The organism is Paenibacillus sp. FSL H8-0122 (assembly GCF_038005345.1).
In the GTDB taxonomy this organism is placed as follows: domain Bacteria; phylum Bacillota; class Bacilli; order Paenibacillales; family Paenibacillaceae; genus Paenibacillus_AQ.
In genome coordinates this window covers 1515405-1542383 of record NZ_JBBOTB010000001.1, presented here as the reverse complement: position 1 = coordinate 1542383, position 26979 = coordinate 1515405, and the positions used below count along the sequence as shown (strand labels likewise).

Sequence of the window (26979 nt, the reverse complement as noted above, 5' to 3'; positions counted from 1 at the left end):
ATTCCTTTCTTTATCGCAGGATAGTATAGCCTGTGCGCATGAGAGACTCGTCCAGCGTACGGATGAGGCTCTGCTTGCTGTCTTCACTCCGGTAAGTCAGGGCCGCATACAGCTTGCCCTTCGTGGAACCGGCAGCACGGGCGGGGTCCAGCGGCTGGAGCGCGCTTGAGGTCAAGGGCATCACACCTTCACCTGCCTCCAGCGAGAATAAAATCCCCGTCTCCTCCATCCGCTCCAGCAGCTCCTCATAATGAACTTTGCCCATAGCCGCCAGCGGCACCTGTATCAGACAAGTGTGCATGCCCTCCTGCTTGAACCGGCGGTCCACATGATGCTTAATCAGACTCATCGACTTGCGGGCATTGATCTCGACGAGAGGCGCCAGGCTTCCGTCACGCAGCTGCATCGAATCGACACATACTTCACCGTAATATCCGTCAGAGTACAGCTCCCGGCCTATGCTGTGCATGGTCTCCCAGTAGCCCTCCTTGTCCAGCTTGTCCAGCAGAGACGGATGCGGGGAGTGGGATTCGCCGAAGGCGAAGCCCTGGTTCACCAGCTGCTGAACCGACAGCAGATTGATCCGGCCTTCCGGATCAATCTGAAACTGGCAGGAGAAGTCTGTCTCCCGGTCCAGCAGAGGCTCAAGGACAAACCGGATTCTTTTGCCCTGATTGCGGCTCGACTCCAGATACCCGGCCATCCGGCGCAGCATACGCTCGGAATCCACCAGCTGATTTCCTTTACCGGATACCCCATACTCGTCCTTGATCAGGAAGGCCCCCTTCTCCAGCAGCGCTTGTCCCGCTTGCAGCAGCTCCTCCAGACTGTGGACCACTACCGCAATATTCGGCAGCCCGAGCCGGTCCCGCATGGCTGTAGAATAGCTCTTGGTATTCACTGCCCGTACAATCTCTTCGTCAGGCAACGTGGGCAAAAGCTTGTACCGGCTAACCGCAGCCTGTGTCCCGGGAAGCACGGCAAAGGGCTCCAGCAGCGCTCCTTCCGGTATTAAGCGTTCCGGCTCCTGCCCGGCCTCCATCCGGCCCAGCAGTTCAAATACATTCAGCGCCGCCTGTGCGGGAGCAGACGCCTCCGCCTCCAGACTGAGCGGCTCCATGTTGGTGCTGAATGAATAACCGAGCGATTGCAGATAGTCATATTGTGCCCGGTTCATCCCCTGGCGGGTTAAGAGAACATCGCCGCTCCCGCAGAAGACAAACAGCATTTCATCCATCGCCTGTACGATAGCCAGCGCCTTCGCATCGGGAATGGCCGGCAAGGAGGCCAGATCCTCCTCCCGCCAGTACCGCTCCGACTCCAGGCTGCCGCAGTGCACAGCGTTCCTCATTGTACGGCAAGCCCGGCGACATAAGCGGAGAACCGGTCCACTGATTTCAGATGCTCCAGATCAAAGGTGTCGAAATCTACCTCTATATTGAATTCATCCTCGACTCTCAGAATAAAATTAATGATCTGCAGGGAGTCAAGTGCGGCGTCCAGAGTCAGGTCAGAAGCTCCGCTGAGCGTCTGAAGCAAGCCTGGTTCCTCCTTGATTTCGGCGATAATCTCAATGACTTTCTGCTGCATGTGTCTACCCCTTTCAGGTTGCATAATTGGAATGAATAGGATGAATATACCAAATTTTAAGTTGTTAATATATGGTTGAATGCGCCAAAATATTGAGATATACTAGGGTGGATTCCAGTCATCCAACATAAGGAAGCAGGAAACGGAGGTTTGTTTATGGAAGCTTTTCCGCTATTTACGGGGGACTATTTATTCGACTCCTGTTCGCCCGTACAAATGCTCCTGACTCAAAAAACGGTCACTTCCGTACGTCATCAGCACGACTTCGTAGAGCTGGCCTACGTGGTTCAAGGGACAGGCATTCATCTGGCTGGCGAAGATAAAATGCAGGTAACGCAGGGGGATGTGCTCGTGATTCCGCCGGGGGTATCCCATGTCTTTCATCCGCAGGATCTGAGCGGTGCCGAGCCGCTGCTGATCCTGAGTTGTATGCTCAGGCCCGGGCTTGGCAGGATGCTCAGCGAGCTGCCGGGGCCCTTGTCCGAAGAGTCCCGCTTGCCGCTGCTGAAGCTTCTGGAGGTGCGGCAATGGTTCGGATACAGGGAGAAGAACAAGGAAATTCTCTTCCTGCTCGGGCGGCTGCAGGGGATGCTGAATTCTGGCCTGCTCATGGATGAGCAGCGGCTATACCCGCCGCTGCTGGAGCTGGCGAAGCTGATTATGCCCGCAGCAGACGTCCCCTTCACCAGGCGCCCGGAGCCTCAATATGACCCGCTGCATGATGTCATCCTATATATGATCAGCAACTATAGTGAGCGGATCACGCTGAATGAGATGAGCGGGCACCTGGCGATGAGCTCCCGCCAGTTCCAGCGGCTGCTCAAGAATAAGACCGGCAGATCCTACATCCAGATCTTCCAGGAGATACGGATGAAATACAGCTGCATCCTGCTCCTGTTCACGAAGCTTGGCGTGCAGTCCGTGGCCCTTAAGGTCGGCATTTACGACATGAAATATTTCTACCGGCTCTTCCGCGAATTCAGCGGCATGACTCCCGCTTCTTATCGCAACCGGCTGCACAGCCACTCCAGCTCGGCGAAGGAGATGATAAGCAGTGTTGAACATTGCTCCTGTTAAGAGTACCCCATACCCTAAGCTGCGCAGCTGCATTGATGATTGCATCCAGTCTGTAGCGCAGTGGCAGGGCCTGGACAGCAAAGGCATGTACGGCGATGCCTGGCAGATGTTCCTGGATGAGCCGCAAGCCCCGGACCAGCCGCTGATTGAGCGGATCCGTCTGCCCCGGATCAATACCGGCTATTTGTCTGCGTACCATGGCCTCACCTTCAGTTATATAGAACGGACAGAACCGGCAATGGATAGAAGCTACATGCTTGACCTGCTGGAGAATCAGCTGTCCTCCGGCATGCCGGTTCTGGTCGGCTTCGATTCCTATGACTGTCCCTGGTGTGTAGTATACCGCAGGCTGCATACGAACCACGCCTGTCTTGCCGTGGGTCTGGACAGGGAGAAGAGCCTGATCTATTTGACGGATGCCTACTATGGCAGGGATCTTGAAGCGATAGATTTCGGCATCCTTGAAGGGGCCTGTCATTTCTATGCTTTATTCGGGCGGTGTGAAGTCTCCCGTTCCTGCTCCGACTGGCAGACCATCCTTCAGGAGGTACTTACCAGCCAAGCCCCGCTGGTTCGTCCGGATCAGGTGGGCGTCCAGCTCAGAGCGTATGCCCAGGCCTATCTGGAGACCGGGATTAAGGCTGATAACTCAGCCGAAGCCAGTTCAGCCTTCAAAATCTATGCCAACGCCCTGCCGATCAGCCGGATCCGGTTCAGCCAATTCCTGCAGCTGCTGGAGCGCGAAGGCCCGGCGCCTGCTCTCTCCCGAGCAGCTGAAGGCTACCGTCAGGCAGGCGAGAAGTGGGATCTGATCAATCAGTTCATGATTAAGGGGATGTACTCGGGCAACAAGCCCGCCGCGCGGGTGAAGCTTCACAGGAATATGTGTGAGATTATCCGCCTGGAGGAGCAGCTTCTGGAGGAGCTGGTAGATTTGACGATGACGACGCAGCCTAGCAGATAGGTTATCGTGTGAACCCTTGGTGTGTGATTGGTTACACAAAGAAGCAGCGGCCCCCAACCGGGAGCCGCTGCTCTACTTGTGTCACACTATCCTGTTATTCTGCTACTTGCGCACCGAGAGGACGAACCGCTCCAGCGCGCTTATATCCGTAATGCTCTGATTGCAGCCCTGATTATCCATACATACGTACTGGCCCACGGAAGCAAAATTATCTGCTGCCGCCAGCTCCGGCTTGGTCTTGACGGTCAGGAAGGCAAGCTCCTGCTGCCGGTTGCAGAACAGGCAGTAGCCCTTCTTATGCACAGGCAGCATCCGGCCTTCCACACCAATGAACTGCCCTTCATGCGGATAGACGATGAACAGCTTGTTTGTGGCGATGTCCACCCAGGCCAGATACGTGACATAGCGGAAATCAAAGGACTGCAGGTCAGGCAGCTTCATCTTTTTATTCTTGGGAAACAGCTTCTGAATCTGCTTCAGTGTAATCGGCGGAAACGGCTCCAGATAAGGCTCCAGCCCGCTGGTATACTGCTGGAAGTCCTCGGCCTTCTCGAAGGTGGAGATTGCCCGCAGCATCTGCTCCTGCCCCTCGGTCAGTGAGGCGAAAGCCCCCGTCACGTTGAGCTCGGCGCTGTATCTTACGGTCTCCAGGACACGGCGGTCCGCTACCGAACGCAGTGTTTTCAGCACAAAATCCGCTTGTTTCTTAATATAATTATATTGATGGTTTCTAATAAATGTTGGTTTCACAGCTCTTCAGCCCCTTATTATGATTGATTACAGCAATAAGGTGCAGAGCCTGCGATTAGAAACGATAATATCTGTTTGGGCGATCAAGATTGTCCTGCCGCACCCCACGCAAAGTATCGCCCCGGATCAGGCTCTGCATGAGGACTCCCTAGCTAATGAGCAATTCGTTGCCATCCGTGTAACCCCCTATCAACTAACCTGACAAAAGTATAGCAGGAAATTACGGACGGAACAATTCCAATAGTGTACACAGCAGAGTGCCTGAAGGGATGACGGCGGCATGGCGTAGCTATTTTATAGCAGGAGTGTATTAAACGATTCCGCATCCAGCTCCAGCTTGTAATGCGTGCCGTCATTCGAGAGGGTAACCGTCCGCGATTCCTTGAACGGATTGGCAATGACGAGAACCCGTCTGCCCTCCGGCGTCTCGAAGGCGACTGCATTTCCGGTCCATTTGCCCTTGAGTCCGATTCTGCTGGAGCCGGGACCCACGAAATGGGCGAAATGCTTCATGACATAGAATTCGGGATTATGCACTGCCTGAACGCCGCCCGGGTCTACAGTAATCATAGAGTTCTGTTCCCATCCCCACGTACTGCGCCCCTTAGGCAGCAACACCATATTCCAGTAGATATACGCGTTCACGCCGTTAGTGAAATAATGCTGATACAGGTTGAATACATATTTGGCATAGAACCAGGTATTCTCCCCGTCCCCGCACTCATTCTCCGTCTGCATATAACGCAGTTCAGGATAGGCCTGTACCGTACGCTGGATGCCGTATTTACCTGCCCACTGGTAGCCGACTCCCTTCACATACTTATAAGCTTCAGGATCACTTAATACCGTATGGGCATAGGCATCGAAGCTGCTGTCCTTCTTCTTCATCCACTCGTCCCAAGGCTCCGGCGCGTTGATTGTACCCAGCCAGATCTCCGTACCCAGTCCATGCTGTTCAAAAGCCGGCCCCAGATAATCACGGATGAATTCACGGAGTTGTTCGCCCGTCCACACGCAGGAAGGGAATTTCTGATCGGCCACCACCTCGTTCTGCACATGCACCTGATGAATAGTAATTCCCTCTCCGGCATACGCCTGGACGAACTTCACGAAGTATAGCGCATAGGCCTCCAGAATATCCTTCTCCCAGCGCAAGGTACCGTAATTGTAGGCGCGCGGGAATTTCATCCACGTGGGCGGACTCCAGGGGGAGGCGAATAATTTCAGCTCCGGGTTCAGCTTGAGGGCTTCGCGGATATAGGGGATCAGATACTTGCGGTCCCGCCCGATGGAGAAATGCTCCATGGCGTAATCGCCGTCGGTCTCATTCAGGCTGTACCATTCCAGGGCATAGTCGCTGGCTCCGATCGGCAGGCGGCAAATGCTGAACCGCTGATCCCCTTCCGGGTGAAACAGCGAATGCAGTACAGCGCTTCGGTCTTCATCCGCGAGGAGGTTCAGCGCCTCGAACCCCAGCTCATTGAAGCATCCGCCGAACCCTTCGATATTCTGATGCAATTGTCCGGTGAACGCCAGATCCACTGCTTCTGCAGTGGTGGCTTCCAGGGGATGGGATACCCAAGGCTCATTTTCTGTACTCGATATCCATACTTGTCCTGTAACGTCCACGCTTCTGCCTCCTAATGCTATTAGTTAACTAATAATCATAACGCCCCAAGCATCAAGCGTCAGTTCTTCATCCTGCGCCACCGCATTGCCGGACAACAGCTCCTGACCGGCCTCATGCGGATATTGGAAGCTGAGCGGCTGGGCTGAGTAGTTATAGTAGTAGCGGATGGTGCTTCCCTGGCGGTTCACACCGGACTTCACGATGAGCGGGAACGACAGCTGCTGGTCCGCTCCCCATAATCCGGCCGTTTGGAGCGTATCGCGCAGGATCTCCGCAAGTGCGGCAGGTCCGGTCATGCAGCCGATGTAGGTGGCTGTTCCTTCGCCGAAGGTATTTCTGGTGACCGCCGCATATTCGCCCCACTGGGGATGATCATAGCTGGCCAGCACCTCCGCTGAACCGGGAACAATCATCTCCATCCAGGTGCGGACGGTGTGAACGCCTGCTTCGGCTCCCTCAGGGAACAGCTTGCCGGTAAGTCCCGTAACCGCATTCGGTGTGGCAAAATGACTGTAAGCAATCCCGCAGGCCTCATGAATGATCCCGGGTTGTGCGGTATGACGAACCTTCACCTGTTCATCGGTGAACCCGCTCTTGAAGGAATAGACTACATGGCCGCCGCTGCGGACGTAATCATTCAACTGCTGCAGCGCTTCATCGGAGACGGCGTATAACGCAGGAACCACAACCAGCTCATACTCGCTTAGGCGCGGGCTGCCCGGCTGGATGAAATCGCAGGCGATGTTCATTTTATATAACTCATCGTACATCCAGCGGACCACATCGTTGTAGTTGAGACCTCCTGGAAGCTTGAACCAGTCGATCGCGGACAGCGCCTCATTGCTGACCATAACGGCCACCTTACTGGTCTTCTTCAGTCCGATCAGCTGGTCGCTTAACCGCTTGAAGTCCGCGCCGATAGTCATAGCTTCCTTATACACCGGGTTAGGCAGGAAGTCATGGCTGAGCAGCCCTTTCCAGTAGGTCTCGAAGGAGTTATGAATCGAATGCCAATGCCAGTAAGCGACCATCGAAGCCCCTGAGCCCAGATGGCTGAATGCCAGCTGCCGCAGCTGTCCTGGATAAGGCGTCCACTCTGGGAACGCCTGTGCCTGCGTCTCCAGCACGAAGTAATTATCCTGCTTCAGCGAGCGGATCAGATCTCCCCCGAAGGCAATCTCGGCACCGGTCAGCTGGTCCTGGGAGGGATGATAAATATCTGTACCGGCAATGTCAAAAGGCTGCGAAGCCGCAAAATGATCCACCGAAGGCTGAACACCGAAGGAATAGCCCCGCCACTCGAAATCGAAGTTATGCGTGGTGAACTGCCCCGGCTGCTTATACTCATTCACAATTCCGACCTGCCACGCCAGGAACTCATTCACCAGCCCCCGCTGGAACCGGGCGAATTCCGCCCCCAGACTGCCGTTGATCGTCCCAACCATGGACGGGAAGTCCTCCCAGCTGTCGATCCGGTTACTCCAGTAATCCAGACCGAACTGGTGGTTGATGGCTTCGAGCGTTCCATAGGTTTCCCTCATGTATTTGACGAATCTAAGCTGGACGTTCGGCCCGGCCGTCTCATAATGCTTGGTCTCATTATCGATCTGGTAGCCGATCACCGCCGGATGCTTATGTACCACAGCCATCAGCTTGCGGATGATCCGCTCCGAGTAGAACAGATACGCCGGACTGGTGATATCCATAATCTGTCTGGCACCATATTTGCCTTCCCCGTTCACGGTGACCGCCAGCACCTCCGGGTGCTCCTTGACCATCCAGGCCGGAACCGCATAGGTAGGTGTTCCTACAATGACATGAATTCCGGCCTCATGCATCGCATCCAGCACTCTACGTACAGAGGAGAAGTCGAATACCCCGTTCTGCGGCTCATGTGTGCTCCAGGTGGATTCGGCAATCCGGACGGTATTAATGCCCGCATCCTTCATCATTTGGATGTCCTGCGCAAGACGGTCATAAGGCATGTATTCATCATAATAAGCAACGCCGTATAACAAGTGATCCATTATAATCCTCCTGAAAGTTTTGATAGCATACGCTAAGAGTTTTGATAGCATTTTACACGATAAGTTTAGCCTTTTACCGCGCCCGCTGTCACTCCCTTGGTAATCTGTTCGTTGAAGATGGCATAGATGACAATGGCCGGGATTGATGTCAGCACCATGACTGCAAATTGTGAGCCGTAGTCTGAGGAATACTGGCCGGCGAAGTTCATGACCGAGAAGGGCAGCGTCTTCAGCGCATCTTTACTGAGGAAGGTCGATGCCATAATGAATTCATTCCAGCAGTTCAGGAACGTTGTAACGATGACCGTAACCAGTGCAGGCGCGGTAAGCGGGGCAATGATCTGGAAGACAATCCGGTAAATATTTGCACCGTCTACTACAGCGGACTCTTCCATCGCTCTTGGAATGCTCCGCATGAAGCCGGTCAGGATGAAGGTTCCCAGTGGTACAGATACTGCGGTGTACGGCAGGATCAGCCCGAGATAGGAATTCGTCAAGCCCAGCGCCTTGAAGATGGCAAAGTTAGGCAGGAGAGTCGCATGAATCGGAATCATAATCCCAAGCAAAATAATGGTGAAGAAGATGGGGCGCAGCTTCCACTGCATACGGGTGAAGGCATAGCCGAGGGTAAGGGACAGAATCACCGTTAACAGAATAGTTACTGAGGTCACGAAGGCACTGTTAATGAAGTAGCGCAGGAATTTGCCGTCTACCCAGGCGTTAATGTAGTTCTGCCATTGGGGGTCACTCGGCCATTTCAGGACGCTGGAGGAGTAGAACTCATTGCTGCTGAGGAATGAGAAATCTACCAGCCAGATGAGCGGGAACAGCTGGACCAGGGCGACGATCAGGAAGAACACCCATAGTATGGTTTTTGTGCTTTTTGTCATGGTGAGTCCTCCTTAGAATTCCGTCGCATCACTGCGGGTCAGTTTGTTGCTGAGATAGGTGGCAAGCAGGCAGACAATGATGAACAGAATCGAGATGGCGTTGGCATAACCGTATTGGCTTGCCGAGAACGCCTTGTTATAGAGATACACGGCCAGGAATTGGGTGGAATCGCCGGGACCGCCGTTAGTGGTCAGGAACACCGTTTCCATCTGTTTCAAGGCGGTAATCATAGCCAAAGTAATCTGCACCGTAATAACCGGTGACAGCAGCGGAACGGTAATCCGCCAGTGCAATCGGAAGCCGGAGGCTCCGTCCAGTGAAGCGGCTTCATACATATCATCGGGAATGCCTTTGAGTCCTGCATAATAGAACAGCAATCCCCAGCCGAAGCCGGCCCAGATCAGGATGAACAGCATGGAGATCAGCGCGGTGCTGCTATCCCCCAGCCAAGCGTGCTTAAGGAAGCCGAGTCCCAGAGAATCCAGCATTTTGTTGAAGGCCCCGAAGGTCGGGTCCAGCAGGGACAGCCACATTTTCGAGATGACGACTACAGATATTACGCATGGGATGAAGAAAATCGTTCTAAACCACTTCTCTGCCTTCCCGCCCAGGCGGTCCAGCATAATGGCAAAAAAGATGGCAATCGGATGTTGGATCAGGATAAAGCCCAAACCGAGCAATACGGCATTTCTAAGCGCCAGCCAGAACCGTGAATCGTGAAACAGCAGCTCTGTATAGTTGGCGAATCCGATGAATGCCGAGGGCGTTCCCGGAGACAAAGTGTCTCTGAACGAGTAATAGGCGCTGAGTACAATCGGTACAAGAAAGGTTAGGGCGAACAGGAGAATCCCCGGAAAGACGAACAGAAAGATTGCCATTTTGTTGTTGAATACTTTTTGCATGGAACTCCAACTCCATCCTTAAGATTAGAGAGGGGCAAGAATGCTTCCCGCCCCGTCTCCTTTCACTCTCTTTAGTGGTGATCTGTTATTGTGTTTCCGCAGCCTTTTGAAGATCAGCCAGCAGCTGCTGCGGCGTTGATCCGCCGGCGAAGAACTTGCCGAAGGCATTCTGTGCATCATCCTTGAACTTAGGCGTTCCGGAGTCAAGAGCAATGGAGCCCGCTGTACTGGTTGCACCGGTCAGAACCTCGGTCAGTTGTTTCTGCAGCTCGCTCTCTTTACCGGACAGCTCATACTTCTGCGCCGGTACAGCTGCTCCGGTATCCCATACAATCTTGGCCCATTGATCTGCGGACATCATATAGTCGAAGAACTTCTTGGCTTCTTCAGGATGCTTCGAGCTGCTGACCAGTGAATATCCTCCGCCGTTCCAGGCCAAAAGATCGGTGTCCTTACCTTTGCCGCCTTCGACAACCGGGAATTTCAGTACATTCACATTGTTGCGGAAGTCTTCCGGCAGCTTGTCATTCGTTGCCATCCCTGCTTCCCACGAGCCCATGTACCACATGGCTGCACGGCCCTGAGTGAACAGGTTCTGCGATGCGCCGTAATCTGCTGTCATGAACGATTCCTGGAACAGCTTGGTGTCTCTGGCCTGGGCCAGCAGCTCAGCAGCCTTCGTGAAGTTCTCATCGCCAGTGAAATTCTTCTTCTTCGCTACCGCATCCAGCATCAGGTTCTGATCGCCGGTGAGGCGTACGACAAGATCCTGGAAGAAGGCCGCGAAGCTCCACAGGTCCTTACCGTTCATCGACATCGGCTCAATGCCTTTGGCGCGGAACTGCTTGCCCGCTTCCAGCAGCTCGGCATAGGTGGAAGGAATCTTGATACCGTTGTCATCGAACAGCTTTTTGTTATAATAGATCACTTCATAGTCACTGTTGCGGGGCAAGCCGTAGAGCTTGCCGTTAAAGGTGAATGATTTGTACACTCCCGGCAGGAATTTATAAGTATCTCCTTCGTATTCCGCAGGGTTCAGCTCTTTCACATAGCCGGCTTGTACCAGCGTATTCAGCTCTGCACCGCCGTGAACCATGGTCACATCCAGCGCTTCGTTGGAGGCCATGTACGCCTTCAGCTTGTTTTTGAACGGCTCCTCGGCGAGGGTTTCGATATCGATCTTGACATTGGGATTCGCTTTGATATAGTTGTCGATTACCATTTGCTCTGCCAGACCCTGGCCCGATTTACGGTCGGGAAGGTTCGAGAACAGACGCAGCGTTACTTCCTTGTCCGCAGAGCCGGCTGTGCCGCCGTTCGTGCCGCTGCCTGCATTATTGTTCTTGTCATTGCCGCCTCCGCATGCGCTGAGCACCGAGACTGCCGCAAGGGCCGTAACCAGCAGTATATTACGTGTGGATTTTGAATTCATAGCCATGTCATTTCCCCCTAATTGTTATGGATCGTGGGTTGCCTTCTTTGTTTCTGAACACATCGTACCAGAGCACCAGAGCCAGGGTCAGTAGAGAAAAAGAGAGTAAAGTTGAAAATTGTCGACTTCAATCGTCAGCTCCCTTGTGTATACCCGGCATTACGCATAAGATAAAAAACAAAAAGGTTAGTGATCCTGTGCTGCGCTACTACTTGAATATGAACCTGCGATACAAGATAACCATACTGATCTTCCTGCTGATTACAGGGGTGGCCTGCACGCTGGGCGCTTACTCCTATAAGATCTCCAAGCAGCAGATTATCAATAAGGTGAGCAATTCCAACCAGAGTGTGCTCAAGCAGATTGACAGTAATCTCGCCCGTATGCAAAAGACGTTAGCCGACTGGGTCACCGTATTCAGCCTCGCTCCAGTCGTCCAGGACACTCTGAGGAGCAATACCCCGGATTCGGCGAAGATCGAGAACCAGCTCTATAACGGACCCACCGCGTCGATCATGAACCAGATGCTGGTGACCGGAAGCTTCGACTATCTGGCTCTGTATGGCAGCTTGTCCGAGCCGCTGTTTCAGGTCGCTACCGATGACAGCAGCGGTGCGTATAGTTTGAGCAAAATTACCTCAAATGATACTTATAAACAGACCGTTGCCTTAAACGGTGCCTCCTACTGGTTCCCGCTGACGGAAGAGAACAATGTATTCATTCAGAGCAACCGCAATGACAAGCTCGGCATGACCCGGATTATCCGCGATATTGTGAACGGGAACCGGATCGGCTTTGTGTTCGTCGGCATTAATCTGGAGACCATCCGCCGAACCTATCTGACGAATCTGTATGACAAGGATCACGGCATCCTCATCCTGAGTGAACAGGGCGCACAGCTGCTGTCGGCAGGCAAAGAGACCTACAGCCCCGAAGCCGTAGACTTCGTGATGAAGCAGGCCAAGGCCGGCATTCTGTCCGGCAACACCATCGTCAGCCTGGAGGGCAAGGATACGCTGCTGAATTACAACATCAACGAGGATGGCTGGATCACTCTGTACAGTGTTCCACTGCGTTCGCTGACCCAAGAGCTTAATTCCATCAAATCGGCAGTGCTCGTGATGGTATTAGCCAGCCTGGTGCTGAGCATTCCTCTGCTGATGTTCTTCTCCTCCTTCCTGACAGCGCCGATCAAGACGCTGCTGCTGTCCATGCGGCGCTTCCAGAACGGGCAGTTCGAGGAGAAAGTGGAGATCAAATATTGGGATGAGATCGGCCAGCTGAGCCGGGGCTACAATAATATGGTCGGCAACATCAAAGCGCTTGTGGACGACGCCTATCTGCTGAAGCTGAAGGAGCAGGAGGCAGAGCTGAAGGCACTGCAATCGCAGATCAACCCCCATTTTCTCTACAACATGCTCGACACGATCTTCTGGGAAGCGGAGGCGGCAGGACAGGACAAAATCAGCGAGATGGTGATCAACCTCTCCCGGCTCTTCCGGTTAAGTCTGAATCAGGGCAAGAGCTTCACCAGCGTAGCCAAGGAAAAAGAGCTGATTGAGCTGTATCTGTCGCTCCAGAAGATGCGGTTCCAGGAATCTCTGGAGTATGTGATCGACATTCCCGAGGAGCTGTACGCCTATGTCATCCTGAAGCTCAGCCTGCAGCCGTTCATTGAGAACGCACTAATCCACGGCATTGAACGCAAGCGCGGCGGCGGACGGGTAAGCATCAGCGGACAGCGTACCGGAGATCAGCTGAGGTTCGTGATTGAGGATAACGGGGGCGGAATGAGCAGTGATACGCTGCAAAAGATTCTTGCCATGCCTGACGAGACAGATGTGTATACTGCCCGGGATGTCGGCGGCTATGCGGTGCAGAATGTACAGGCACGGCTGAAGCATTTTTATAAAGGTGACTATGCCTTGAACTATACCAGTGTCCCCGGAGAGGGAACTCGCGTGGAGATCGTAGTTCCGGTGATCGTAAATGACATGCAAGAATAAAAGAAGCCGGGGCGAATAAACAATACGAATACAGATCGGAGGGGATGTCCCTTGTATAATATGATTATTGTGGACGATGAGGAGCGGGCGCGGGTAGGCATAAGGACTCTGATTGACTGGCATTCGCACGGCATCCATATTGCAGGCGAAGCCAGAGACGGCCTGGAGGCACTTGAACTCCTGGATACCTATTCCGTCGATATCATGCTAACGGATATCCGGATGCCGCAAATGGACGGCCTGGAGTTAATCAAGGTTGTCTCGGAGAAATACCCCCGCGTCAAATCGGTCATTATGAGCGGATATGATGATTTCGCCTATGCCCAGCAAGCGATAAGATCCGGGGTCAGCAACTATCTGCTGAAGCCGAGCCGCCGGCAGGAGATTCTGAGTACGGTTCTGGCCATCACGGAGCAGATTCAATCCGAGAAGCTGGAGATTACCACGCTTGAGCATCTGCGGCAAGGCTTCCGGGAGAGTCTGCCCCTGCTGAAGGAGAAGACGTTAAGCCAGCTCATTCTCACTGAGAGTCCCGCGTATTCCCGGCTGCTGGCTAATCTGAAGATGAACCAGCTGGTTTTTCCCTATTTGCTGTACGGCATCATTCTGCTGCGGATCGACAATTTCCAGCTGCTGCATGAGAAGTATATGCATGAGGATACGGAGCTGCTGAAGTACGGGCTGAAGAATATTTGCGAGGAGTCGCTGCCGGAGGCTGTGCTATGCGTTGCCTTCGAGCATCAGGACGATATTGTGCTAATCCTTAATATGGACGAGCTGCCGGATCAGGAGGAATTAAGCGGTTATATCCGGATTATTCAGGAGAATATCGCCAGCTTCCTGAAATTCACCGTGTCCGCCGGGATCGGAAGTATCGACAAGAATATCGGGCATCTGCGCCACTCGTTCGTGGAGGCCTGCCAGGCCTTGAATACAACCAACTACACCGGCATCGCTAAAATCGTGGAGTACAGCGGAGAATTCGATGCCGAGTCCTCTCAATCCTCCTATCCCCTGCATGAGGAGCAGGAGGTGCTGAAGGCGGTACGCGGCGGTTCCCCCGCAGACATCGCCGATAAGCTGACGCTGTTCAACGTAGCCCTGCAGCCCGAGACGGTGTCCAGGGACCAGGTGATCAAATCGAGCTTCGCCCTGTTCTTCGCCCTGTATAAATTATGTATCGAGAACAATGTCAATGTAAATAAAGTCTTTGGGCAGAATCTGACCGAGCTGATCCATGTCCTGTCCCGCTCCAGTCTGGATAATTTGTTCCAGTCTCTGCTGGAGACGGCCCAGCGGGTCAGTGAGCATTTGACGTCCAAGAAGAACAGCAACAAGCTGCTCGAAGCGGCCAAGAGCTATATCGGCGAGCACTTCATGAAGGATATCAACCGCGAGATCGTCGCCAGGGAGATCTATATTACCCCGGGATATTTAAGCCTGCTGTTCAAGCAGCAGCTTAAGATCAGCTTCATCGATTATCTGCATAAGGTCCGCATCGAGCATGCCTGCCAGCTATTCAAAGATCCCGGAATGCGGATTGAGGATATCGCTCTGCAGTCCGGGTACAACGACACGAAATACTTCTACCAGGTATTCAAAAAGTATAAAGGGCTCACGCCCAATCAGTTCCGCAGCAATACGGAGTAAGGGATATTGTTCATACTGCCCGCCCTGCTCCCTGCACCGGATGCTTCATATGTGTGCAGGGGCTTGTGGCCGCACCCGGTCCAATTGTGTTCGGTTTTTAACATACATTTGGTCCACGCGCCGCATCCAGGCCGATTGTAATCGATTTTTCGATTACATTTGTCCCACTCGCCGCATCCAGGCCAATTGTAATCGGTTTTTCGATTACATTTGGTCCATGCGCTGCATCCAGTCCAATTGTAATCGGTTTTTCGATTACATTTGTCCCACTCGCCGCATCCAGGCCAATTGTGATCGGTTTTTCGATTACATTTGGTCCACGCGCTGCATCCAGGCCAATTGTGATCGGTTTTTCGATTACATTTGGTCCACGCGCCGCATCCAGGCCAATTGTAATCGGTTTTTCGATTACATTTGGTTCACGCGCCGCATCCAGTCCAAATGTAATCGGTTTTTCGATTACATTTGGTCCACGCGCCGCATCCAGGCCAATTGTGATCGGTTTTTCGATTACATTTGGTCCACGCGCCTCGAAAGGCCAGCAGCCTCTCCAAAGGAGAAGCTGCTGGCCTGCTTGTATGTTGGTGGCACTAAAGAGCCAATGTTGAGTTATTGACCGAAATTGCTGTACTATGACCAAAATGCTGTGTTTTCGCACCATATTTCTGCTCATTGCACCGGAATGCTGAGCTCTGTCCCGCCGGAGGTTAGCACCGTAATCCGCTCTCCGGCAAGCTTGATCTGGAGCAGGTCTTCAGGAGTCTGTTCCAGCATCAGGCCGAGTTCCTTTGCCCCGTCTGTCAGCGGCGCAGAGGAAGGGTCGCCGTACACAGCAGAAGCCAGCCAATGAACTCCAGGCTCCAGCGATGCCATCAGGGTAGGCAGCACAGTCCGTGGATGAAGCAGGTTCGTGTTGGCATTCGGCGAGATTAGCTGAGCCTTGGTATAACCCATCAGCCCCTTGATGGCGCTTGTGCCCCATGGGGTCGCTGCCGCCGCCTCCAGTTCGTCCAGCTGCTGAGCAGGCTCCGCCTCCTGACCCAGCGCGAATCCGCCCTCGGCGGCATCCAGGGCCCGGCCCGTCTCGATCCGGTGAATCCGGATATGCCACGGCAGACCCGCTACCACCCATGTGCGTACCTCAACATCAGCCCAAGGCTTCCAGACGGACCGCAGGACGTTGTCCGTAATCTCTGATTCCAGATTCCGCCGCCGAACGCGGTACAGATTGTCCCCGCCTTCGCTGAGCGCCAACATGGAATCATAGGCTCCCTGTGCTAATCCCCATTCCGCACGCGGCACACTGAAGCCGAAGCCGATGGAATAGACGAATTTCTCGTATTTGGCCGAGGTATGGGTATGCTCATTGGTGGACAGATGCCCGCTGTTGAAGGCGGCCACATGACCGGAAGCCGGTTCGCGGACCAGAACCAGATGCGGCGGATGCTGCACCGTCACAGCCGGAAGCTCCGGCAGCGGCAGCTCCGGTTCGCTCCAGAACGGATGCTCCGCGCCGAGGGCAAGCAGCAGGAAGGTCTTCAGCGCCCAGTAAGGCGAGCCGGGCGCATTATAATTCTCCGCCATGACCAGATTCGGATACGTGTATCCGATGGTCAGCACACCGGCTGCATCGAAGATAGGCTGGCGGAACCACCAGCGCAGGTTGCGCAGGACGATGCCTTTGACCACACCGGCAGTGAAGCCCTCCACCTCTGCATACGCCAAGGCGCTCCAGAAGGCAGACTGGGCGAACCGGTACGCCAGACTGCGGCCATAGGGAAGCGCAGCGCCGTCCGGGGCGAACCAGCGTATGAATTCAGCGGCGAACAGCCGGGCGCGTTCTTTGAACAGACGGGAACGCTCCGGGTCCTCCCGCTCCATCAGCTTGGCATACAGCAGCGAATAGTAATGGATGGCGAAGGGCCCGTAATAATCGCAGTGTCCGCCAACACCGTCACTGTACCAGCCTTCACCCAGATAAAAGGCATCCATCCGCTCCAGATTCCGCTCCAGTTGAATCGCATCATAGGGGCGTCCTATCGTACGGAAGCCGACATTCACCAGCACGTTGAAGAACAGCCAGTTGCAGTCATAGCAGGGACGGGAATTGATCTGATTCAGCCAGTTGTATAGATGCTCCTGTTCCTGCTTGTCAAGCGGCAACCAGATATGCTCCGGCACTGCCGCCAGCGCGAAGCCGAAGGCGGCCATCTCGACCAGACGCTGGTCATAGTCCCTTACATCACCCCAATATTCCTCATGGGCCGGATCGGTGCCGTGCCGGATGCCGTCCAGCACAGTGGCCCATAGCTCACTGTTCCCGCCTCCGGCGAGCAGTGGAATTAGTCCCCAGAGCACCCGGGAGAAGCCCTCCATTCCGGCGGTGGCTGACGGATAGCTCGCTCCCGTAATCCCGATCTCAAGTCTTGCGCTGCCTCTGCTATAGAGCGGCCGAAGCGGCTCTGTCAGCTGCTCAAGGGCAGCCAGCAGGTCGTCCCGGGTCTTCAGCGGATTGCTCTGAATCCCCAGCTTGCCCGTCGCCGGATCGCCTGTCCCCAGATTTCCAACCACCGGAGTCCTCTTATCGTTCGTCATGATCATACTCCTCCTACTCCCAATAGAACGGGCCTGCTCCCTTAATCCGGGCCAGTGCCTCGACATAGAAGAAATCCCCGTAGATCAGCGGCACATCGATGTTCCGGTCCTCAGGAAAGTTACTGGTACCGTGAAGCAGCAGCCCCTGTTCGGCGGGATTGTCCCAAGTTCCATAATTGCGGTAGAGAGATTCCGTGATTCTAAGCGCCCCGTTTCGGTAGACTTGAGCCTCTGATTCTTCCACCAGCCCGGCCAGCAGCAGCAGACCGCTTGCCGCACAGGAACCGGCCGAAGAATCGCGAATCTCGCCAACATCGCCGGGAGCGCGGAAATCCCAATGCGGCACCTGATCCTCCGGCAGCCGGGTCAGGAAGAAATGCGCAACCTGCTTGGACGCATGCAGGTAGCTAAGCTTGCCCGTATGGTGATAGGCCAGCGCCAGCCCGTATAGTGCCCAAGCCGCGCCGCGCGACCAGGCCGATTCCGGCGCATAGCCCTGTCCGCCCAGCTTCTCTGCCACTTCGCCCGTCTCCGGGTTGAAGTTGACAATATGATAGACGGAGCCGTCCGGCCGGATGAAATGCTCCAGCACCGTATCCATATGTGCCTCCGCGAAATGCCGGTAACGCGGGTCTCCCGTGACTTCGGAGGCCCAGAACAACAGGCTGGTGTTCATGCTACAGTCAATGATGGCGACCCCGCTGTTGTCCTCGCCTTCTCTCCAGGGATTCCAGGCCCGGATGTAGCGGCCCTTCAGGTTGAAGCGGGCGGCCAGATAGTTGGCGGCCTTCAGCCCGCGAACCCGTGATTCTTCCCTGCCCGTCAGCTTGTAATTGGCAACACTGGTCAGCAGCCACATGAAGCCCAGGTCATGGTCCAGCTTCACATAGCCGTCCAGCACCTCATCCAGCCGCTCCTCGCAGCGCTCGGCTACCGCTTTCAGGCTCTCATCGCCGCTCCCTGCGTAGAGCTGCCAGAGCATGCCCGGCCAGAAGCCGGCAGTCCACCAGCTCGGCACTTCCAGTACATACTTGCCGCCTTGGCTGGCATGCGGGAACTCCGCCCCGATGCTGATACTGTTCGTTCTCGTCTTCTCCAGCGCCTTACTCCAAGCCTCATCTACCCATGTCTGATCTATGGTTCTGCTCATTTGAATCCCGCCTTTATCTGAATGGTATACGCCTGCCGTCATCTACAGAAATTGAAAAGTAAACACCAATACGCCTTCCGCCCCGGGCTGGAGAACCTGAAAGTCCAGACTATGCCACACCTTGTCCTGGCCATAGTGGTCCTGGTACACATGTGCGGTAATCTCCGGCCGGACGATCTGCGGATCGTAGGTCACCTGAACGCCGTGGCCTTCGGCACCCGGTAGCAGTACGTGCCCTGAACCCGTCAGCTCCGGTCTGCGCCACGTTACGAACCGTTCCGTCCAGCTTGCCGGAGCTCCGTCATAGCGGTAAGTGTCTGTCAGCTCCAGACGGGGCAGCTCCTCCTTATGCCAGACCAGCGAACGGACCAGGGATTGCAGTCCGGCTACCGGGTATGCCCGGGCCAGCTCCAGCATCAGCTCATCCTTCGCCTCCGCTGCCGATGCATGCAGCACCGTTGCCTCGAACTCCCGTCCTGCCCCCTGGTACTGGCCGTCAATAATCGGCACACTGTGGCCCTGCGACCCGTTACAGTCATAGCCGTAACGGCCGGCACCGAAATAGTCCGCCGTGTACTCACCGCTGCCCAGATCGGCCGCGAAGATCTCCCCCCGGCCGCTCAGAACGAATTGGCCCAGGTCATTATGATTATGCGGCTCGTCGTTATGGCCGCCCTTGGCCGCGAAGCCGAAGGCGCCGGCAGCGGAGATATGCCGTGCTACCAGCCAGGCTGCATCGGGCAGATAGCTGCTGCCTGCCTCCCACGACTCCTTCTCCTCTCCGGCTCTTGTCCAGATCAGATTGCGCAGCGCCGGTGCGAAGCGGCTGCAATGATCCTCCGTGAACGGGGCGCGCAGCGCAGAAGGCGGGCGCAGGACATCCGGATAGACGTCCGCCAGATAATGGGAGAGTCCCATATGCACCCGCACCCGGGGCACGGAATCGGAGAAATTAGCGACATAGCTGCCGTCTATGAAGCATTGCTGCTGGAAGCGGGCGATCTGTGCCACCTTCTCCTGCTTGAACCAGTCCAGCGTGCCTCCGCTCCTTACACGGAGCAGATCGCTGTAATAAGTGAAATAGCCGAACCCGTAATTCCAGTAGCCCAGCCCTTCCTGACAGGCCCCGTCTGCCCCGAAGCCCTGCAAATAATAATTCATGCTGCTCTCTGTCTTCAGCAGGATCTCCGCCAGCATGTCCTTGTCCTTCACAAGCAGCAGTGCAGCCGCCCCGACAGAGCCTGCGCAGACCGCCGCCCAATTGTGAGTCGAAGTCTCCCAGAAATAAGGGCCATGCGCAAGGAACGGCCGGAAGATTCGATTCTCCACCTCACTGCGTATCCGGGAGTGGAGCAGCAGCGGGAGTCGCTCTCCGAGCAGCAGCAGACATTCGCTTAAGGTAAAGCCCGTCTCGGAGGAGAACAGATCGATATGGCGGTTGATCTCAGCAGCCTCATGCTTCTCAGGAAGATGGGCGGGAACGCACCATGTGTACTCATCGCAGATCGCCCATAGAATATCTGTAAGCTGCTCCAGAGCTGCTGCGTTCTCCGGCTCCAGCAGACTAAGGAACACATACGTATTCAGTCTTCTTCTCCGTTCAAAATAAGGCCGCTCATACTCCAGTCTCGACCCCGTCTGCCGGAAAAGGGTAAACAAACGATACGACAGCAGCGGTATAGGCTGCCCTTCCAGCCTCCGTGCCTCTGCACGAATCTCACTGATACTGGCCTGCAAAACTTTAGAAGATGCCGCCTCTCTCCAAAAAGCAGCCGAATCTCCTTGCGGATAATATAAGCTGAGATCTGCCGGCTTCATGTTCTCTACGATTGCCTTAAGTTCCTGTATGTTCATGCCTAAGCTCCCTCTCCTGTTCGCTGTGTCTGTATCCCTTATTCCAAAGCATGGTCCCGCATCACATTCTCGCCGTCTGCGATTCTCCGGGCCGTCCATTTCATGTCCTCTCCCGACCAGAAGGGGTCAGCCGGAGGCAGCCCCAGCGGCAGGAAAACAGCAGCGCACAGATACAGACTGCCCGTATTAATGTAGCTCTCGGCCAGCTCCGGCTGATAGCCGTAGATCCCCGGCTGCAGCCAGCCGTTCTCATCCAGCGTGCCCGGGTATTGCATAATCCGGCTAATGACAGCGGTCAAAGCGCAGCGCACCTGGGCCGGGGGCAGCGAGTCTTCCAGGAGATGCTGGAGCGCCGCCTGCGACAGCAGCTGAAATGCCCCGAACCGGTAAACGATAGAACGCCCAAGGAACGGATACGTTCCGTCCGGGGCGATGCTGCGCTCCAGCACAGATGCGTATCTCTGCGCCCGCTGCAGGACCAAGGGTCTAAGCCGGGCATACTCCTCATTCTCCTGTTCGAAAAGGGTAACCACATCCAACAGCATCGGCTGAATCACGAAGCTGTTGTAATAATCCCAGTGGAAGTCCTTCCCGTCCCCGTAGACTCCGTCACCCTTGTACCAGTCCATGAACATGTGGACCGCATAACCCACCCGCATCCGGTCATACTCCGGGTCGTCCAGCAGGTATAAGGCTGCTTCCACCATCGCACTGAACAGCAGCCAGTTGCTGCCGCTGGGGGCGGTCCGCCGCGTCTGCTTGAGCGCCGCAATCAGATTGCTTTTGACCCGTGTGTCCAGCCGGGCTGTAACCGCTTTCGGTGCCCGCACCAGAGCATGGGCCAGAAATGCCGCATCGACCAGCGGCTGGCCCTCGGTCTTGAATTCCATATAGTCAGGCGACTGCGGATCGACCGCCGCAGCAATTGCTTCCAGCATCAGCCCGGCATAACGGGCCCTCAGCTGCTCTTCTTCACCCTCAAGCCCCTGAAGCTCCAGCCAGGGAGCCATTCCGCAAGCCAGCCTTGCAAAAGCTTCCAGATGCGCAAACTGGCTGCGCTCGCTATGAAACTCCGCAGGTAACTGTTCTTTCAGTTTCCGCGCGGAGAGCGCCTCCAGGACCGGCATTCCAATCCGTAGCATCGTATCCAGCCAGTATTTACGCTGTTCTATCCCACTCATCCCTAGTTCCACCCTCTCAGGTATTCTTCTTCTCTAGTGTATTGTGGTATTATTGCAATGTCTTTGCGAATAGTGATGAAATATTGCGTATATTGTGATCAACATGAAAGGGGCAGTGACAATGAAGCATGCCCGGTATTATGAAACGTTCGACGGCGATATTCTGGCCGGTATCGGCAATTCTCCGATCTCTCCGACGAAGGATTTCCATATCCATGACCACTATGAAATCTTCCTGTTCCTCGGCGGCAGCGTGAATGGCTTCGTGGACCAGTACAGCTATCCGCTGGAGCGCGGCGACGTCCTGTTATTCAATAATCATGAGATTCATAAAATCATCAACCGGTCCCCCGAGCCTTATAAACGGCTGACCATTCATTTCAAAGCCCCGCTGGTCTACCCGTTCTGTACGGCGACCACGAATCTGCTGGCCTGCTTCCAGAACCGCCAGCCCGGGGAGAATAACCTGGCGCGGATGGAGGAGCCGCTGCTCTCAGAGTATACCGACCTCTCCTCCCGGCTGATTGCAGCCCTGGAGCGCAAGCAGTACGGCAGCGAGGTGCTGGCCCTGACGTATCTGATTCAGATTCTGGTGCTGGTCAACGAGCTGTACAGCCGCTCCCGTGCTGCCGTGCCCAGCATCATCTCTTCCCATATTCAATCTGCCATGAGCTATATCGACAACCACCTGCACATGAATCTGTCGCTGGATCACATCGCCGGGGAGCTGGGCCTGGATAAATACTATCTCAGCCACCTGTTCAAGCAGCAGACCGGAGGCACCATCTACCGTTATGTCCTGCTCAAAAAGATCGCGTTATCCAAGCAGCTTCTGTCCGCCGGCAACTCCGTGTCCGATACCTGCTACCTGTCCGGCTTCAATGATTATGCCAACTTCATCCGCACCTTCAAGAACATCACGGGCATCCCGCCGGGAAAATACGGCAAATAAAGACGGCAGCGCCTATCCGCAGCGCTGCCGTAAAATGAACGATATAACTCGAAGCTTCGTCGTCACTGCGGTGAACATTTGGACTTCCGGCCGCTGCCCAATTTAGATTCCTTGATTAGAACCGCTCTTCGCGGTAGAAATCCAAATACAAAGGCGGTCGCTATCGCTCCTTCAGTTCCAAATTTCCCCTCCACTTCTTTTTGCTTTTTGTTAGTAACCCCGCTCCCCTCCCCTATACTCCGTAGGACTTACGCCCGTATAGTCCTTGAACACCTTGGAGAAATAATGCTGGTCGCCGAAGGACAGCAGCTCCGACAGCTCCTTCACCCTCAGCTCCGGCCTCAGCGCGATCAGCCGACAGGCTTCGGCTATCTTCAGCCGCATGCTGTAATGCACGAAGGTCTGGTGCGAATAGCGCTTGAAGATCCGGCTGACATAGGAAGGGCTCACATGGAACTTAAGCGCGGCCTCGGTAATGGAGAGCGGAGCGTAGAGCTGCTCCTGTACATATTGCTCCAGCTGCTTAAACAGCTCTTCGCTGCTCTTAGGCCGCTGCTGCCCGGCAGAGATCGCTCCCTCCGGCAAACCTATTCTGCTGCCCTCCTGCTCCTGCAGATGGGCGACCAGCCGCTGCATCACTTCGGCAAGCTGCTGCCGCTCCACCGGCTTCAGCAGATAATCGAATACCTGCAGATTCAGCGCTTTGCGCGTATACTCGAAGTCGCTGTAGCCGCTGATCAGCACCGCCTTGAGCGCCGGATTCACCTGCCTGCACTGCCCGATCAGCGCAAGCCCGTCCAGCTTGGGCATGCGGATATCGGTCAGCAGGATATCCACCGGGTTAGCCTTGATGTATTCCAGGGCATCCAGCCCGTTCGAGGCGGTGGCGGATATACGGACAGGCAGCTCCATAGACTGCAAAAGAGCCTCGATATTCCGCAGAATCGGCTTGCTGTCCTCTGCAATGATAGCGGTATACATAGCGGTCCCTCCCGGTTCTAGTAGAAGTCTTTACTCATAGATGCGATAATCTGGACCGTGGCACCCTTTTCCCCGCCCAAGTGGTTGTAGATGTTGAAGAACAGCCGGTTCCTGTACATCAGCTTCAGCCGGTTCACCGTATTCACAATCCCCATATTCCCAATTCCTGAGGTATCATGCCGAAGCTCGCTAACCCCGGAATCCGAGTCCTCAATATTGTCCAGAATCTCCCTGATCCTGCCCGGCGCGAAGCCTTCTCCGTTATCCCGGATTTCGATGGCCCACAGGCCGTTATATACCTTCACCCGCACCTCAATCCTCCAAGGAGGGTCCGTATTCTTAAAAGCATGCTCGATACAATTCTCCACGAACGGCTGAATCACCAGCCGGGGCAGCTCAATCCGCTCAAGGCCCCCGTCCCCGTCAATCTCCCACTCCAGGTCGTCCTCGAAATTATGCTGAATCAGGGACAAATAATGCCGGGTATGCTTCAGCTCCTCCGTCAATGTCACATGCTGATAAGGGGAGGACACAATATAGCGCAGGCTGTCCGAGAGATGCTTGCACATCTCCGTCACTACGCTATTCTTCCCTTCCTGGGCGGCAATACTGATCAGATACAGGACATTGTGGATGAAATGGGGGGCGATCTGGGCCTGCAAGGCGGAATTCCGCGACTTCACTTCTTCGTGGAGCGCAAGCTTTTCCCGTTCGATGGATTCCTGCAGCCGCTCCAGCAGCTCCTGAAAAGCGCTATTCAGTTGAATCAGCTCATTGTTGTGGGTACGGGGGCCCGTCTTCATATTCAGGTTGCTGTAGTTCATCCGCAGAATCTGGCTGCGCAGCTTGCGGATCGGAAGCAGCAGGTTCCGGGTCGAGAAGTAGATGAAGATGAACGAGAACAGAATCAGCGCGGTGATCAGCAGAATGGAGAGGTATTTCACCGAATTGACCGGGCCCAGCACCACATTCCTGGGATTCACCACGTAGGTAGTCCAGCCCGTCTCAGCAGAGCGGTGGTAAGCCACATAGTTCTGGCCGCTGCTTAGATAGATTCCGTTAGCTGTTGCAGATTCAGAGGGAGACGCTGCGAATTCGGGGACCTTCTCCCCTTCCCGCAATGCCGGAGAGCTGGAGACCAGCCGCTGGTCCTGATCCATAATATAGACCTTGCCGCCCGCCAGGCCCGCAGCAGATCTGTTCAAATACCGCTGGTCGAGCTGCACCGCCAGATAGCCGAACACCTGACCATTCTGGTTCCTGATCGCCCGCACAAAAGAGATGGCATCCGCCCCCTGCCGGTACAGCGCGTAACCGCTTGCATTCCAGGTCGGCAGGTTGCTGCTCTCTTCCAGAAACGGCCTGAGCGAAGCCGGGCTATCCGCATATCCGATATAGGATGCCACCCGCTCCCCTGTCAGATCATAGATCATCATATCCTCAATGTTCAGACTCGGCCCCAGCGCCTGGAACATGATGTCTTTCAGCCGGCGGCTCCGGGTCAGCCCTTCGAGGGTGAGCTGCGAATAATCACCTGCGGACAGCAGCGTGAACACCTCTTTGTTCGACAGAATCCGCTGGGAGAGCTGGTTCTGGTTACTGATATACAGGTTCAGCTGGTCGCTGACCTGGACAGCCGCCCGCTTCATTTCGTTCTCCGTCTTGTCCTTGAGCGGCTGGATCACCATATAATTCACGTAGACCAGGAAGCAGCCCAGCACAATCAGCAGGAGCAGCATGAAGGTGAAGAAGAATTTCGTTTGCAGACTGGCCTGAACCCTGCCTCCGCGTAATTTCTGAACAATAGTAGCCAAGCCCGAGCCCTCCCTGAACCTTAGGATGCTGCCTACTTTACAACCAATCGGGCGAAATGACAAGCCATCCCCGGAGTTCAGAATATTACACAGAAAGTGTCAAGTACAAACATGTACCTTGTGCTCTCCTCATTCTATAATGGGCAATGTAAACGGATTCAGTTCACAGAAAATACACTACGGGGGCGATCACATGAGTAAGCAAATGAAGAAAATCGCGACAGGCCTGCTCGCTGGAATCATGACCTTAACGCTGGCGGCATGCGGCTCTGACAATTCAGGTAAGGGCAATGCTGCGGCAACGGACAGCGGAGGCGGTAACAGCGGAGGCAGCAGCAACGGCAAAAAGGTAACCATCGAGCTGGCCATCTCCAAAAGCTCGCAGGATTCAGCGTTCGTGGCCCAGGATGTGCTGGATGAATTCGAGCAGAAAACCAACATCAAAGTCAATCTCCAGTTACTTCCCGCAGAGCAGACTGCCACGGTACTCCAGACCAAGCTGGCCGTTGACGAGGTGCCGGATCTGATTCAATATAATCTCGCCAGTGCGACCACGGACCTGAATCTGGAGCGGAATTTCGAGATTCTCGATAATGAGCCTTGGGTGAGCCGGCTGCTGAACAAGGATGTGCTCTCTGCTTACGATCATGTCTACAGCTTCCATTACAGCCAGGATACAGGGATGCAGGGAGTCGTCTATAACAAGGATATCTTCAAGGACTTGGGGTTGAGCATTCCGAAGAACTACGAGGAATTCCTGGCCGTGTGCGAGAAAATCAAGGCCAGCGGCATTACGCCGGTGTTCATGCCGTTCAAGGATAACTGGGCGGCGAATATCTGGCCGGCAGCAGCTTTTGCTGACTGGGCAGCCAAGAATGAGCCATCCCTGTTCGAGGACATTAATGCCGGCCGCAAAAAGTGGTCCGATGTCCCTGAATTCGCCACCTTCCTGGACCAGCAATACGAGGTCTACAAGAAAGGCTACACCAACACAGACATTCTCAGCGACAGCTACGATATGGCCGTGGGCAAATTCCTGAACAAGGAAACGGCGATGATGTTCATGGGCGACTGGCTGATCGTGAACGTGGCCGAGAAGGACCCGAATGTGCATCTGGGCCTGTTCGCCATCCCTTCCTCTGAAGATGCCAATCTCGGTGCAAGCCCGCTGGGCGGCCAGCTGTTCATTCCGAAGAAAGCCAAGCATATGGATGAAGCGAAGAAATTCCTGGAGTTCCTCGCCACCAAAGAGGTTGCCCAGAAAATGGTCGACAGCCAAGGCTCCGTCTCCAACTTCAGTGATGTCACAACACCGACGCTTCCCGAATACAAGCAGGAAATTGTCGATCAATATATCACGCCTAAGAAGACTACGCTTACTACCGATGCTTATATGATCGTGGACCGCAGCGAGCTATACCGCCTGCTTCAGGATGAATTCGCCGGCGGTCTGGACGCCAAGGGCGTACTTAAGGCCTGGGATGAGAAATTCAGCCAGCTGATGAAGGACAAAGGCGCAGAAGGCTTTTAAAT

Annotated in this window: 21 protein-coding genes; 6 read left to right on the top strand and 15 right to left on the bottom strand. The window is 54.8% G+C overall.

Features of this window, described 5'->3' with window-relative positions:
• Window positions 1-10: 10 nt before the first annotated feature.
• Both NSS64_RS06580 and NSS64_RS06575 read right to left on the bottom strand, forming a co-directional pair.
• On the bottom strand, window positions 11-1339 hold the full coding sequence (locus NSS64_RS06580; RefSeq protein ID WP_341139632.1) for a hypothetical protein: 1329 nt from the start codon (window positions 1337-1339) through the stop codon (window positions 11-13).
• Between the two features lie 8 nt (window positions 1340-1347).
• Window positions 1348-1590, bottom strand: coding sequence for an acyl carrier protein (locus NSS64_RS06575; RefSeq protein ID WP_340752608.1), 243 nt, complete (start codon window positions 1588-1590; stop codon window positions 1348-1350).
• 156 nt (window positions 1591-1746) lie between these two features.
• On the opposite strand from NSS64_RS06575, the gene NSS64_RS06570 reads away from it, so the two are divergent.
• Window positions 1747-2667, top strand: coding sequence for an AraC family transcriptional regulator (locus NSS64_RS06570; RefSeq protein WP_341139631.1), 921 nt, complete (start codon window positions 1747-1749; stop codon window positions 2665-2667).
• Window positions 2645-3631, top strand: a complete 987-nt coding sequence (locus NSS64_RS06565) for a hypothetical protein (protein WP_341139630.1) — start codon at window positions 2645-2647, stop codon at window positions 3629-3631. Before NSS64_RS06570 ends, NSS64_RS06565 begins: the two co-directional genes overlap by 23 nt.
• 102 nt (window positions 3632-3733) lie before the next feature.
• Here the strand turns inward: NSS64_RS06565 and NSS64_RS06560 are convergent, their stop codons facing one another.
• The 6 genes from NSS64_RS06560 to NSS64_RS06535 form a co-directional block, all read right to left on the bottom strand.
• Window positions 3734-4381, bottom strand: coding sequence for a FusB/FusC family EF-G-binding protein (locus tag NSS64_RS06560; protein ID WP_340993687.1), 648 nt, complete (start codon window positions 4379-4381; stop codon window positions 3734-3736).
• 294 nt (window positions 4382-4675) lie between these two features.
• The gene (locus NSS64_RS06555; RefSeq protein WP_341142773.1) at window positions 4676-5947 is read right to left on the bottom strand and encodes a glycoside hydrolase family 30 protein; all 1272 of its coding nucleotides are present in this window, start codon (window positions 5945-5947) and stop codon (window positions 4676-4678) included.
• Window positions 5948-6034: 87 nt separating this feature from the next.
• Window positions 6035-8038 (bottom strand): beta-galactosidase, encoded by a 2004-nt coding sequence (locus NSS64_RS06550; protein ID WP_341139629.1) that lies wholly within the window; start codon window positions 8036-8038, stop codon window positions 6035-6037.
• Window positions 8039-8103: 65 nt separating this feature from the next.
• Window positions 8104-8928, bottom strand: coding sequence for a carbohydrate ABC transporter permease (locus NSS64_RS06545; protein WP_341139628.1), 825 nt, complete (start codon window positions 8926-8928; stop codon window positions 8104-8106).
• 12 nt (window positions 8929-8940) lie between these two features.
• Complete coding sequence (locus NSS64_RS06540) at window positions 8941-9831, bottom strand: carbohydrate ABC transporter permease (RefSeq protein WP_340939286.1); 891 nt, start codon at window positions 9829-9831, stop codon at window positions 8941-8943.
• An 85-nt stretch (window positions 9832-9916) separates the two neighbouring features.
• Complete coding sequence (locus NSS64_RS06535; RefSeq protein ID WP_341139627.1) at window positions 9917-11269, bottom strand: ABC transporter substrate-binding protein; 1353 nt, start codon at window positions 11267-11269, stop codon at window positions 9917-9919.
• A gap of 191 nt (window positions 11270-11460) precedes the next feature.
• Here NSS64_RS06535 and NSS64_RS06530 point away from each other — a divergent pair, with 191 nt between their 5' ends.
• Together NSS64_RS06530 and NSS64_RS06525 are read left to right on the top strand one after the other, a co-directional pair.
• Window positions 11461-13269: a sensor histidine kinase gene (locus NSS64_RS06530; protein WP_341139626.1), complete on the top strand. Its 1809-nt coding sequence runs from the start codon at window positions 11461-11463 to the stop codon at window positions 13267-13269.
• A gap of 60 nt (window positions 13270-13329) precedes the next feature.
• Complete coding sequence (locus NSS64_RS06525; RefSeq protein WP_340944469.1) at window positions 13330-14919, top strand: response regulator; 1590 nt, start codon at window positions 13330-13332, stop codon at window positions 14917-14919.
• A 97-nt stretch (window positions 14920-15016) separates the two neighbouring features.
• Here NSS64_RS06525 and NSS64_RS06520 read toward each other — a convergent pair whose 3' ends face one another.
• From NSS64_RS06520 to NSS64_RS06500, 5 genes are read right to left on the bottom strand one after another with little or no spacing between them, the layout of a single operon-like run.
• A complete protein-coding gene (locus tag NSS64_RS06520) occupies window positions 15017-15580 on the bottom strand; it encodes a hypothetical protein (protein ID WP_341139625.1) in 564 nt (187 codons plus the stop codon).
• 8 nt (window positions 15581-15588) lie between these two features.
• Window positions 15589-17514 carry a DUF2264 domain-containing protein gene (locus NSS64_RS06515; protein ID WP_341139624.1) on the bottom strand — a complete coding sequence of 642 codons (1926 nt, stop codon included), beginning with the start codon at window positions 17512-17514 and terminating at the stop codon, window positions 15589-15591.
• A gap of 13 nt (window positions 17515-17527) precedes the next feature.
• Window positions 17528-18664 (bottom strand): glycoside hydrolase family 88 protein, encoded by a 1137-nt coding sequence (locus NSS64_RS06510; RefSeq protein WP_341139623.1) that lies wholly within the window; start codon window positions 18662-18664, stop codon window positions 17528-17530.
• Between the two features lie 42 nt (window positions 18665-18706).
• On the bottom strand, window positions 18707-20518 hold the full coding sequence (locus NSS64_RS06505; protein ID WP_341139622.1) for a hypothetical protein: 1812 nt from the start codon (window positions 20516-20518) through the stop codon (window positions 18707-18709).
• Window positions 20519-20556: 38 nt separating this feature from the next.
• A complete protein-coding gene (locus NSS64_RS06500; RefSeq protein ID WP_341139621.1) occupies window positions 20557-21699 on the bottom strand; it encodes a DUF2264 domain-containing protein in 1143 nt (380 codons plus the stop codon).
• Between the two features lie 121 nt (window positions 21700-21820).
• Here NSS64_RS06500 and NSS64_RS06495 point away from each other — a divergent pair, with 121 nt between their 5' ends.
• Entirely contained in the window at window positions 21821-22651 is an 831-nt protein-coding gene (locus tag NSS64_RS06495; protein ID WP_341139620.1) for a helix-turn-helix domain-containing protein, read from the top strand.
• A gap of 210 nt (window positions 22652-22861) precedes the next feature.
• Here the strand turns inward: NSS64_RS06495 and NSS64_RS06490 are convergent, their stop codons facing one another.
• Entirely contained in the window at window positions 22862-23632 is a 771-nt protein-coding gene (locus tag NSS64_RS06490; RefSeq protein ID WP_341139619.1) for a response regulator transcription factor, read from the bottom strand.
• Between the two features lie 17 nt (window positions 23633-23649).
• Window positions 23650-25446 (bottom strand): sensor histidine kinase, encoded by a 1797-nt coding sequence (locus NSS64_RS06485; protein ID WP_341139618.1) that lies wholly within the window; start codon window positions 25444-25446, stop codon window positions 23650-23652.
• Between the two features lie 193 nt (window positions 25447-25639).
• Between NSS64_RS06485 and NSS64_RS06480 the strand changes: the two genes are divergently transcribed.
• The gene (locus tag NSS64_RS06480; RefSeq protein WP_341139617.1) at window positions 25640-26977 is read left to right on the top strand and encodes an ABC transporter substrate-binding protein; all 1338 of its coding nucleotides are present in this window, start codon (window positions 25640-25642) and stop codon (window positions 26975-26977) included.
• Window positions 26978-26979 lie beyond the last annotated feature (2 nt).